At 70.8% G+C, this 11,957-nt stretch carries 9 protein-coding genes; 4 read left to right on the plus strand and 5 right to left on the minus strand.

Going from position 1 to position 11,957, the window contains the following annotated elements:
- Positions 1–91: 91 nt before the first annotated feature.
- Complete coding sequence (locus AB5J55_RS34240; protein WP_369274310.1) at positions 92–1,858, minus strand: SGNH/GDSL hydrolase family protein; 1,767 nt, start codon at positions 1,856–1,858, stop codon at positions 92–94.
- 256 nt (positions 1,859–2,114) lie between these two features.
- Here AB5J55_RS34240 and AB5J55_RS34245 point away from each other — a divergent pair, with 256 nt between their 5' ends.
- Together AB5J55_RS34245 and AB5J55_RS34250 are read left to right on the plus strand one after the other, a co-directional pair.
- A complete protein-coding gene (locus AB5J55_RS34245; RefSeq protein WP_369274311.1) occupies positions 2,115–2,522 on the plus strand; it encodes a DUF6278 family protein in 408 nt (135 codons plus the stop codon).
- 137 nt (positions 2,523–2,659) lie between these two features.
- Entirely contained in the window at positions 2,660–3,403 is a 744-nt protein-coding gene (locus AB5J55_RS34250) for an amino acid ABC transporter ATP-binding protein (RefSeq protein WP_369274312.1), read from the plus strand.
- 230 nt (positions 3,404–3,633) lie between these two features.
- Here AB5J55_RS34250 and AB5J55_RS34255 read toward each other — a convergent pair whose 3' ends face one another.
- A complete protein-coding gene (locus tag AB5J55_RS34255; RefSeq protein ID WP_369274313.1) occupies positions 3,634–5,202 on the minus strand; it encodes a CocE/NonD family hydrolase in 1,569 nt (522 codons plus the stop codon).
- A 116-nt stretch (positions 5,203–5,318) separates the two neighbouring features.
- Positions 5,319–6,077, minus strand: coding sequence for a hypothetical protein (locus tag AB5J55_RS34260; protein WP_369274314.1), 759 nt, complete (start codon positions 6,075–6,077; stop codon positions 5,319–5,321).
- Between the two features lie 117 nt (positions 6,078–6,194).
- Here AB5J55_RS34260 and ggt point away from each other — a divergent pair, with 117 nt between their 5' ends.
- Positions 6,195–7,988, plus strand: coding sequence for a gamma-glutamyltransferase (ggt, locus tag AB5J55_RS34265; RefSeq protein ID WP_369274315.1), 1,794 nt, complete (start codon positions 6,195–6,197; stop codon positions 7,986–7,988).
- A gap of 15 nt (positions 7,989–8,003) precedes the next feature.
- Here the strand turns inward: ggt and AB5J55_RS34270 are convergent, their stop codons facing one another.
- Together AB5J55_RS34270 and map are read right to left on the minus strand one after the other, a co-directional pair.
- Entirely contained in the window at positions 8,004–10,565 is a 2,562-nt protein-coding gene (locus AB5J55_RS34270; protein ID WP_369274316.1) for an ATP-dependent Clp protease ATP-binding subunit, read from the minus strand.
- A 178-nt stretch (positions 10,566–10,743) separates the two neighbouring features.
- Positions 10,744–11,511 (minus strand): type I methionyl aminopeptidase, encoded by a 768-nt coding sequence (gene map / locus AB5J55_RS34275; protein ID WP_369274317.1) that lies wholly within the window; start codon positions 11,509–11,511, stop codon positions 10,744–10,746.
- Positions 11,512–11,543: 32 nt separating this feature from the next.
- Here map and AB5J55_RS34280 point away from each other — a divergent pair, with 32 nt between their 5' ends.
- Entirely contained in the window at positions 11,544–11,804 is a 261-nt protein-coding gene (locus AB5J55_RS34280) for a helix-turn-helix domain-containing protein (RefSeq protein WP_369274318.1), read from the plus strand.
- Positions 11,805–11,957: the final 153 nt, after the last annotated feature.

Genomic DNA, 11,957 nt, shown 5'->3' on the forward strand with positions numbered 1-11,957 from the left:
CCTGTCCGGCGTTGCGGACGAGGCCGTTCAGGCCGATACAAGGGTTCGGGGGGGCAGAGCCCCCGGACGGCCACCATGACGCCGCACAGCGTCACCGCACCAGCGCCCGCAGATCCACCGACCGAGCCAGCGCAGCGAGCCCCGCGTCCCCGGGATGCAGATAGTCCCCGCTGTCGTACGCGGGCAGCAGCCGGGACGGCCGCGCAGGGTCCCGTGCCACCGCGTCGAAGTCGAGCACGCCGTCGAACGCGGCGCCGGAGCGGATCCACTGGTTCACCTCGACCCGTTCGGCGTCGACGGCGGCCGTGCACCGCACCTCTCCTTCGCACGGCAGGATCGTCGCCGCCAGCATCCGCAGCCCCCGCGCATGCCCCCGGTCCGCGATCGCGCGCAGTCCGGCGATGACCTGCTCCGCGGTCGTGCCCCAGCGCACGTCGTTGATGCCCTCGAACACGACCGCCGTACGCGCCGACGTCTGGGCCAGGACATCCCGGTCGAACCGGTACAAGGCGCTGACTCCGGCCGTGTCCGTGGACACCCCGTCACCGGGATACCGGTCGGAGACCACACGGTTGCCGGAGATTCCCTGGTTGAGCACCCCGTAGCGCGGGACCGCATTCTGGTTCAACAGCCGTGTGGCCAGCACATTGGGCCACCGCCGGTTGGCGTCCGTCGTGGACTTCTCGCCGTCGGTGATCGAGTCTCCCAGCAGCACCACGGACCCCGGCCCGCCGCCCACGTCGACACCGGTCAGCAGCGGCCAACTGGTCAGGACGGTGGGGTACGCCGATGCGGAGACGTCCGCCGTGTGGTCGCCCGGTGCGCTCACGTACGACCGCTGCTGCGCCAGCCGGTGCACCGGCGCGGCCGGCACGGTCCCGGGCAGATGGAAGCTCACCAGCAGATTGCTGTCCGCCGGCACCCGGAACCCGAGCGGATCGCTGTACGCCTGCGCCCCGGCCGGGATCTCGACGCCCGCCGCACCCCGGAACAGCACCCTGACCGGCGTGCCCTTCGCCGCCGCGCCGGCCGCCTGCACCGCCACCGTGGCCCTGCCGATCCGCACCGGCGCCGCCGCGAAGGTGTTGTCGAACCGCAGCCGCACCCGCGGCCCGCCCGCCGAGGTGTGCACCACCAGGCGCAGCGTCCGGTCGGTCCACGGGCCCACGGTCGGATAGCCGCCCGTCGCGGCCGCCCAACTCCCCGTCCAGCCGGTGGCCGGGGCCCGTACCGCCAGCGCGAACACATGCAGCCCGGTCGCCCGAGGCAGCCGTACGGACGCGACATCGCGCCCCGCCAGGATCGGCACGGTGATCACGTACAGCCGCGCCCGCTCGGCCAGTTGGCCGTTCGGCGTGTTGATGTGGGACAGGGCTACCGCCTTGGTGGCGAGCGGGCCGGTGCGCCAGTCGGGGGCGGTCAGGTTGTAGGTCGACCGGGCGCCGCCGGCGTACGACACCGTCCCCGCGCCGCCAACATCGAAGCCGTCCGTGCCCGCCACGAGGAACGCGAGGGCGTCGCCCCGCCCCTGCACCTTCACGTCCTGTCCGGCGGCCAGGACGTTGTCGGCCTCGCCCGGCTGCCGCTTCGGCCAGGTCAGCCGGGCCCCCTGCACGGTCAGCGCCCGGCCGGGTGTCCAGCCGGCGGCTGCGAGGGCCTGTGCGGACAGCGAGCCGCCCGCGCCGTCGAAGTCCGCCTCCGCGGGCCGGGCGTCGTCGCTGACGGCCGTGTTGTCGAAGAGCCGCTCCAGCGGGAGCGGCCCGGCTCTGCGCTCGGGGGCGGCCTGTGCGGAGACCCCCGGCACCAGGACCGCGAAGACAGCGAGGACGACCGCGGAACTCCACACACGTCGGCGCAACTCCGACTCCTCCCGTTCACGACCGCTCAGGACTGCGTATGACTGCGCATGACAGGTTCAAGCGAGACGTTCAGGCGCGACACTCGGACGACAGGCTCGGTTGAGACGTTCGGACGAGACGCAAGACGCACCGAGAAGTTAGAGAGGCGCCCGTGACCCGTCAACGCGCCATGCCCGAACTCGGCGTGAACTCGACCGGAATCGGCGGCCAGCGCGCCTGTGGTGCGCACGGCAGGACGAATGACACGCTGGGCGTATGAAGATCCCTTTTCTGGGCAACCGGCGCGCGAAGCGCGGAGCCCCCGACCCCGAGGGCATCGCCGAACTCCTTGCCGAATGTGAACTCCTGCGCTCCCACGCGTCCCGGGCGGGGGTCGAACTCGACGACACCACGGCCTCGTTGGAGGCGGTCGACCAGTTGGTGCCACGCTGGCGGGAGGACGAGGAGATCCTGCCCTGGCTGGGCAACGACGCCGGGCTGTATCTCGGCACCGTCATCGTGCGCACGGTGCCCGGAGCCGCCTGGAAGATCCGGCCGGACGGTCAGCCGGTCGTGAGACTCGCGTCCGGCCGTGAGTTCGATGTCGTAGCCTCGGGACAGGAGTGGGCCGCGAGCGGTGTGCCCGAGCTGTCGCAGCTGTACGCGGAAGTTGCGGAAGCGTAAGGCTCTGGCCTGCAGTTCGACATAAGTTCGGCGTAAATACGGCTTATGCCCGAAAAGTGCGTGTCGTGTATTAAGTCCACTCTTGCCCGGATAGTTTGCGGAAACCGCTACACAGCTGAGAGTGACTGGGGCTGGGCATGGCTGGCGATCCACTGATCGAGCTGCGTGACGTCAACAAGTACTTCGGGGACCTGCATGTCCTGCAGGACATCAGCCTCACCGTCGGCAAGGGGGAGGTGGTGGTGGTCATCGGCCCCTCGGGGTCGGGGAAGTCGACGCTGTGCCGGGCCATCAACCGACTGGAGACCGTTCAGTCAGGCACGATCAAACTCGACGGGCAGCCGCTGCCCGCCGAGGGGAAGGCGCTCGCCCGGCTGCGGGCCGAAGTCGGCATGGTCTTCCAGTCCTTCAACCTCTTCGCCCACAAGACGGTCCTGCAGAACGTCTCGCTGGGCCAGGTCAAGGTCCGCGGGCGCAAGAAGGACGAGGCCGACAAGCGTTCCCATGAGCTCCTGGAGCGCGTCGGCGTGGCCGACCAGGCGGACAAGTACCCCGCGCAGCTCTCCGGCGGCCAGCAGCAGCGCGTGGCCATCGCCCGGGCCCTCGCGATGGGCCCCAAGGTGATGCTGTTCGACGAGCCGACCTCCGCGCTCGACCCCGAGATGATCAACGAGGTCCTCGAGGTCATGCGCCAACTCGCCCGTGACGGCATGACGATGATCGTCGTCACCCATGAGATGGGCTTCGCCCGCTCAGCCGCCAACCGCGTCGTGTTCATGGCCGACGGCCGCATCGTCGAGGACCGCAGCCCCGAGGAGTTCTTCACCAACCCCAGCAGCGAGCGCGCCCGGGACTTCCTGTCGAAGATCCTCCATCACTGAGCGGGGAGAACGTACGACCCATGCCGAGACGAACGGCGTTTGTGGACACCGCAATCCCCTCCGCGTCCGACCTCGACTACGATGTTCCGTCCGTCCCCGAAGTCGTGGTGGTGACCTCGACCGCGACCAGGGACGCTGCTGCCGGGTGGGGTTCCCCCCACGGCCCCTAGCAACAGGGGCAGCAGGGGGCAGCAGTTACAGAGCCATACCCGCCCGGCGCCGGCCGGAGATCACTGCTCGCGCAGTGGAATCGACACGTACGACGGGTCGTTCGCCGGTGAGGAGAAGGTCAGCCGTGCGCCGGACGGGTTGTGCTCGATGTAGAGCGGGTCGACCGTGTCGACGACCAAGGCCAGCCGGTGCCCTGCCGGGACGTCGTAGGCCGTGGAGTAGAGCTCCAGGTCGACGCCGAACGGCTTTCCGGGCGTACGTCCGTGGAAGGTGTACGGCGCGTTGCTGACCAGCTTGCCGAGGCCGAGCGGGCCCACGTCGTACAGATAGGCGACGAGGGTGCCGCTCTCCTTGGTCGGGGTGACCGTGGTGTGCAACTTCGCCGTACCGCGAACGCGTTGGGCCGTGGCGTACTTCTCGGACTGCCACACACCCGCCCAGAGCCGGGGGAGCAGCGGGATCGAGGCCATCGGCGGCAGCTGGGCCACCTGGTCGAGGATGCTCGACAGGAAGACGACTCCGCCGTCCGCGCCCGAGTTGACGTTGGTGCGGATCGTGGTGGTGCCGCCAAGGGCGATCTTCTTGTTCGTCGCGCCGACCGACTTCCAGTCCGGGTAGCCCTCGTAGCCCCCCGCGGAACGGGACTTGAGCTGGACCGGCAGCTCGCGGTTGATGCCGTTGTTCTCGCCCTTGAGGTAGTGGTCGAACCAGCGCTCGGTGTCCGTCCACACGTCGTTGGGCAGGCCGAACAGGCCCGTCAGCTCGGCGGTCGCGTGGTCGCCCGGGCGGAACTCCAGGCGTTTGGGGCCGGTCAGCTTCTCGTAGAAGTCCGCGTACTGGTTGGGCGGGAAGACCGTGTCGCCCCAGGCGTTGGCCATCATGACCGCGGCACCGCTCTGGTTGAGCTGATCCACGTATGTTCCGGCCGAACGTTTCTTCCCCCAGTTGATGATGTCCTGTTCCCTGGACAGGTCGGAGGCGTAGAAGTCGTCGAAGATCTGCCGGAGTTCGGCGCTCTGGCGGCCGGTGACCAGGCTCGCGCCGTCCAGCAGTGCGGCGGCCTGGACGTGCTGGGTGCGGCCGGCGTAGATCGAGCCGATGAGGTCGGCCCAGCCGCTGAGAGCGGCGACCGCCCTGACCCGTTTGTCGTGCGCGGCGGCCAACAGGCTGATGCCGGCGCCGTACGAGACCCCCGCCATGCCGATGTGCTTCGCGTCGGACGGGGTGTTGGCGAGTGCCCAGTCGATCACCTTGGACGCGTCGGCTATGTCGGGCGGGCCCGCCACTTCTATCTCGCCGCCCGACTGCCAGAAGCCGCGCACGTTGTAAGTGACCACGATGTAGCCCGAGTTCGCGAGTTTCTGGGCCTGTGCGAAGTACTCGACCTGGGGCAGGCCCCAGCTGGTGGGCATGACGAGCAGCGGGTAGCGGCGCGTGCCGTCGGCGCCGGCCGGCGTGACGACGTTCGCCTTGAGGGTGGTGCCGCCGTCGCCGGTGATGTCGACGAAGCGGATGCTGTGCGGGGCGGCTTGGGCGGCTGGGGCGAGCCCGAGGGCGCTACCGGCGATGAGAGTCGCGGAGACGGCGCCCACGGCGGTCGTACGCAGGGCCTTGCGATGGTGTCCCACGGGTCACTCCTCACTCGTGTCAGTGCAAAGTGACCCGACGGTAACCGCGGCCTCTTACCGCAAGTAACCCGTCGGTAAGTTACGTGCCAGTAACGATTACCGGAATGTGTTGGACCTCAGGAGGATCGATGGCTATTTCGCGCGGGGGCGGGTGTCGGCAACGGTGCCTGCGCGGCCCGTGTGACATCCGCGACCAGCTCCACGACATCAGGGCCGTACGCCTGCGAGTTGACCACCTTCAGCAGCAGGACGAAGGAGCCGGTGCCGTGCTTGCGGGTCAGCCGCTCATGGTTGCGGGCGAGGTAGCGGGTGGCGGCCTGGTTGGTGATCGCGGTCTGCCCGCAGAAGAGGAAGACGGGACGGGGGCCCTGGCTCTCGCCGACGGTCAGCCGGGCGAGGAGCGCGTACTCCTCCTTGCCGACCTCCACCCGGTAGCGCTCGGAGCCGATCTGAAGGGCGCCCCGATCCGGGCCGGGTTCCGCGTCGACGTTCACCCGTACCCCGGGCAGCAGGGAGGCCAGGTGGGCCGTCATGCGCCGGTTCGACGCCGGGCCGCCGACGCAGAACTCGGTGCGCTCCCCGAAGCCCTGGCGTGCCGCGTCGTGCGGGATGATCTGGGCGTGGGCGTTGCAGTCCTTGATCAGCGCCGCGAGTTCGAGCAGCGCGAAGACGTCGTAACGCATCACCGTGAGCTCGGGCCCGCCGGCCCCGCGGTTCACCACCAGCAGGGACTCGGCATTGTCGGGCAGCCCGAAAAACGCCTGCTTGCGGCGGAGCTTCCGCTTCCACAGGTACGTACGGGCAAGCCAGCCGAGGGCGGCACTGATGGCCGCCGCGACCACGCCCAGAACGATGTTGCGCACGTCGTCATTCATGGGCGCGCATGGTAGCGGGCCAACGCAAACCGTTGTTCGACACACGGGGTCACGCGCTCCTGACGGGGGCATGGCGATCGATTAGGCTGCGCCAACAGCCCCTGCCTGGAGGTGCGGATGCGTCGCCCTGTCCCGCGGAAACTGTCGGTCCTGGCGGTCTCGGCCGCCGTGGTGTCGGTGGGAGCCGCGGCGCCCCCCGCCGCGCAGAGCAGCCCTGAGAAGGTCCCCGTGGCGGTCGGTTACGGCGGCGCCGTGTCGAGCGTCGACCCGGACGCCTCCGCGGCAGGCATCGAGGTCCTGCGCAAGGGCGGCAACGCCGTCGACGCCGCCGTGGCCACGGCCGCCGCACTCGGCGTCACCGAGCCCTACTCCGCCGGCGTCGGCGGGGGCGGCTACTTCGTCTACTACGACGCCAAGTCCCGTACGGTGCGGACCATCGACGGCCGTGAGACCGCGCCGCTGAGCGCGGACTCCGACCTGTTCGTGGAGAACGGCAAGGCGATCCCCTTCGCCGAGGCCGTCACCAGCGGCCTGAGCGTCGGCACCCCGGGCACGCCCGCCACCTGGCAGAAGGCGCTCGACAAGTGGGGGAGCAAACGGCTCGCCACCGTGCTGAAGCCCGCCGAGCGGCTGGCCCGGGACGGCTTCACCGTCGACGACACCTTCCGCTCGCAGACCGCCGCGAACGAGACCCGGTTCCGGTACTTCCCGGACACCGCCGAGCTGTTCCTGCCGAACGGCGCCCTCCCGGTCGTCGGCTCCACCTTCAAGAACCCCGATCTCGCCCGCACCTACGCGGAGTTGGCGAAGAAGGGCGTCGGCGCGCTTTACCGGGGCGACATCGCCGAGGACATCGTCGACACGGTCAACCACCCGCCCGTGGACCCGGGCTCCGGCTGGCAGGCCCGCCCCGGCGACCTCACCGCCAAGGACCTGGCCACCTACCGCACCAAGTCGCAGGCGCCCACCGGGACCTCGTACCGCGGACTCGGCGTCTACTCCATGGCGCCCTCCTCCTCCGGCGGCACGACGGTCGGCGAGGCGTTGAACATCCTGGAGAACACGGACCTGTCGAAGGCCAGTAAGGCCCAGTACCTGCACCGCTACATCGAGGCCAGCCGGATCGCCTTCGCCGATCGCGGGCGCTGGGTCGGCGACCCGGCCTTCGAGGACGTACCGACGAAGGACCTGCTGTCGCAGCGGTACGCCGACTCGCGGGAGTGCCTGATCAAGGACGACGCGGTGCTGACCAGCCCGGTCGCGCCGGGCGACCCGCGCAACCCGGCGGCCTGCGGCGCCGGTGGCACGGCGGCCCCGACCACGTACGAGGGCGACAGCACCACCCACCTCACGGTGGCCGACAAGTGGGGCAACGTCGTCTCCTACACGCTCACCATCGAGCAGACCGGCGGCAGCGGCATCACGGTCCCGGGCCGTGGCTTCATCCTCAACAACGAGCTCACGGACTTCTCCTTCACGCCCGCCAACCCGGCCGTGCACGACCCGAACCTGCCGGGTCCGGGCAAGCGTCCGCGCTCCTCGATGTCCCCGACCATCGTCCTGGACCGGCACGACAAGCCCGTCGTGGCGCTCGGTTCGCCCGGTGGCGCGACCATCATCACGACCGTGCTGCAGACCCTGACCGGCTTCGTCGACCGCGGACTGCCGCTGGTCGACGCGATCGCCGCGCCCCGCGCCAGCCAGCGCAACGCGGCCCAGACCGAGCTGGAACCCGGCCTCGACAGCGAGTCGAAGGCCCGGCTGGAGGCCATCGGGCACTCCTTCAAGCCCAACCCCGAGATCGGCGCCGCCACGGCCGTGCAGCGGCTGCCGGACGGGAAGTGGCTGGCCGCCGCCGAGACGGTACGGCGGGGCGGCGGCTCGGCGATGGTGGTCCGGCCTGCGTCGTAGCGCCCGCGAGGGGCGTCACAACTCGGGGGCGGGCGGCAGCTCTTCCGCACGGAAGGTGAGCTGTCCGTCCGCCACGTCCACCGTCACCCGGCCGCCCTCGCCGATCCGGCCGTCCAGGAGCAGCCGGGACAACTGGTTGTCGACCTCCCGCTGGATCGTGCGGCGCAGCGGGCGGGCGCCGTACTCGGGCTGGTAGCCGCGCTCGGAGAGCCAGTCGACGGCCGCGCCGGTGAAGTCGACCGAGACGCCCTGGGCGTGCAGCAGGCGACGGGTCTTGTCGAGCAGAAGGTTGGTGATCCGCTCCAACTGCTCCGGGGTCAGCCGGCGGAAGACGACGACCTCGTCGATGCGGTTGAGGAACTCGGGCCGGAAGTGCTCGCGCAGCGGCCGCAGGACCCGCTCGCTGCGCGCCTCCTCGTCGGCCTCCTCGTCACCCGCGCCGAACCCGATCCCGGCGCCGCCGCGGCCGATCGCCTCCGAACCCAGGTTGCTGGTCATCACGATGACCGTGTTGGTGAAGTCGACCGTGCGGCCCTGGGAGTCGGTCAGCCGGCCGTCGTCCAGGACCTGCAGCAGGATGTTGAAGACGTCCGGGTGGGCCTTCTCGACCTCGTCGAGCAGGAGCAGCGAGTACGGGTGCCGGCGCACCACCTCGGTGAGCTGCCCGGCCTCCTCGTGGCCGACGTATCCGGGCGGGGCGCCGACCAGGCGGCTGACGGTGTGCCGTTCCTGGTACTCGCTCATGTCCAGGCGGACCATCCGCTCCTCGCTGCCGAACAGCGCCTCGGCGAGGGCGCGGGCCAGCTCGGTCTTGCCGACACCGGTCGGGCCGAGGAAGAGGAAGCTGCCGATCGGCCGGTCGGGGCTGGCGAGTCCGGCCCGGGAGCGCAGCACCGCGTCGGAGACCACGCGCACCGCGTCGTTCTGGCCGATGACCCGCTCGTGCAGGTGCTCCTCCAGGCCGAGCAGCCGGTCCTTCTCCTCCTCGGTGAGGCTGCTCACCGGGATGCCGGTCTGCCGGGACACGACCTCCGCGATGGCCTCGGCGGTGACCTCCAGATGCTGCCCCTCGTCGGCCTCCTCGTTGTCGGAGGCCTCCGCCATCCGCTGCTTCAACTCGACGATACGGTCCCGCAGTTGCGTGGCCTGCTCGTACTGTTCGTCGGCGACCGCCTGGTCCTTGTCCCGGTAGAGCTGCTCGACCTCGCGCTCCATGGTCCGTACGTCCGTGCCCTTGGTCCGCGCCCGCAGCCGGACCCGGGCGCCCGCCTGGTCGATCAGGTCGATCGCCTTGTCCGGCAGGCGGCGGTCGGTGAGATAGCGGTCGGACAGCTCCACGGCGGCGACGAGGGCCTCGTCGCTGTAGCGGACCTGGTGGTGGGCCTCGTAGCGGTCGCGCAGGCCGCGCAGGATCTCGATCGCGTCGGCGGTGGTCGGCTCGGGGACGAGGATCGGCTGGAAGCGGCGGGAGAGGGCCGCGTCCTTCTCGATCCTGCGGTACTCCTCCAGCGTGGTCGCGCCCACGACGTGCAACTCGCCGCGGGCCAGCGCCGGCTTGAGGATGTTCCCGGCGTCCATGGAGCCGCCCTCGCCGCCGCCTCCGGCGCCGACAACGGTGTGCAACTCGTCGATGAAGACGATCAGTTGGTCGGAGTGCGAGCGGATCTCGCCCACGATGTTGTTGAGCCGTTCCTCGAAGTCGCCCCGGTAGCGGGTGCCGGCGACCACGCCCGTCAGGTCCAGCGCGACCACCCGGCGGCCGCCGAGGATGTCGGGCACGTCGCCGTCCGCGATCCGCTGCGCCAGGCCCTCCACGATCGCGGTCTTGCCGACGCCCGCGTCGCCGATCAGCACCGGGTTGTTCTTGCCGCGCCGCGAGAGCACCTCGACGGTCTGCTCGATCTCCTCGTCGCGGCCGATCACCGGGTCGATACGGCCCCGGCGGGCGAGGTCGGTGAGGTCGCGGCCGTACTTGTCGAGGGTGGGGGTACCGGAGTCGACGCGCGGTCGCTGGTCGACGCGGGGCCGGTTCTGGGGGCTGTCCGAGGCCTCGGGCGGCATGCCGGGGCCGGAGGGGGCGAAGCGGGCCGCGTTCAGGATGTGGCCGGCGGCGGAGTCGGGGTTCGCGGCGAGGGCGCTGAGCACATGCTCCGGGCCGATGTAGCCGGTGCCCCGCGCCCGGGCCAGGTCGTGCGCGTCGAGCAGGGCACGCTTGGCGGCCGGGGTGAGGGACAGCGACGTCGGCGGCGGGACCTCGCCCGGCGGGTGCTGGACCGGGCCCGACCGCTCGTCGATCTCCGTCGCCAGCGAGTCGGGGTCCGCGCCGGCCCGGGTGAGCAGGCTCCGGGTCGGCTCGGCGGACAGCGCGGCGCGCAGCAGGTGCTGGGTGTCCAGGTCGCGGCTGCCGTGCTCGGCGGCGTACTGGGCGGCGCCCTGCACCAGCTCCCGGGCCGGCTGGCTGAGCAGACGGCCGATGTCGATCTGCCGGGGGCCGGGGCGCGGGCCGCCGAAGAAGCGGGCGAGGAATTCCCCGAAGGGGTCGTAGTCTTCCGGACCACCATTGAAGCCGCTGGTCATGGCGTTCCCATCCGGCGCCCCTGCGCGGGCAGGGTCGCCCTCGCTCATCGACGTGCCGGAGTCGGGTAACCCGGGCGCAAGCCGGTTACACCTGACCGCGTTCGTAGAACACCTTCGCACGAACGGTGGCCGGGGGCACCTTCAGGGAAACGGCCCCCAAAGGTCCCGGGGCGCCGCCTCAGCGTGCCGTCAGGATCCGTGGTCCCGTCTCGGTGATCGCCACCGTGTGCTCCGCGTGGGCCGCGCGAGAGCCGTCGTTCGTGCACAGGGTCCAGCCGTCCGGCGCCGCGTGGTAGCCGTCCTGGCCGCCGGCGATGAGCATCGGCTCGATGGCGAGGACCAGGCCGTGCCGCAGCGGCATGCCCCGGCCGGGACGGCCCTCGTTCGGTACCGAAGGGTCCTCGTGCATCTTGCGGCCGATACCGTGCCCGCCGAAGCCGTCCGGGACGCCGTATCCGGCCGCCCGGCACACCGAGCCGATCGCGTGGGCGATGTCGCCGATGCGGTTGCCGACGACGGCCGCTTCGATGCCCGCCGCCAAGGCCCGTTCCGCGGTCTCGATCAGGCGTACGTCGGCAGGGCGCGCTCGGCCGACCGTGAAGCTGATCGCCGAGTCGCCGGCCCAGCCGCCCAGTTCGGCGCCGCAGTCGATGGAGACCAGGTCGCCGTCGCGCAGGCGGTAGCCGGTCGGGATGCCGTGCACGATCGCGTCGTTCACCGAGGCGCAGATGACCGCGGGGAAGGGGACGGGGGCGAACGAGGGGCGGTAGCCGAGGAAGGGCGACGTCGCCCCCGCGTCGCGCAGCACCTCGCGCGCCACCTCGTCCAGCTCCAGCAGGGAAACCCCCACGTCGGCGGCCTTGCGTACGGCGGTGAGGGCCTGGCCCACCACCTGCCCCGCCTCGTACATCGCATCGATCGACTGGTTCGTCTTCAGCTCCACCATGCCAATTACTATACCGGTATTAGAATGGTGGCATGGTGCGCACCCCTCTCACCCCCGAAGAGCGTGAACGCGGCGAGCGGCTCGGCCGACTGCTGCGCGAGGCTCGTGGCGGCCGCAGCATGACGGATGTCGCGGCGAGCGCCGGTATCTCCGCGGAGACGCTCCGCAAGATCGAGACCGGGCGGGCGCCGACGCCGGCCTTCTTCACGGTGGCTGCGGTGGCCCATGCCCTCGGCCTGTCGATGGACGAACTGATCGGACGCTGCTCACCAGTCACCGAAGTGGCCGCCTGAACTCGCTGCCGGCCTTGCCCCCGAGAGGGGCGCACGTCACGCTCCGGCAGCCGCGGCGTACTCTGCGTTCAGCCGGAAAAGCCCCCGTAGCACGTTCGTAACATCACTGGTGTTGCCTAACGGACCGGAGTGCTCCGGTCTGGCGGGAGTTGG

Origin of the sequence: Streptomyces sp. R11 (genome assembly GCF_041051905.1) — a bacterium.
Taxonomy (GTDB): Bacteria; Actinomycetota; Actinomycetes; order Streptomycetales; family Streptomycetaceae; genus Streptomyces.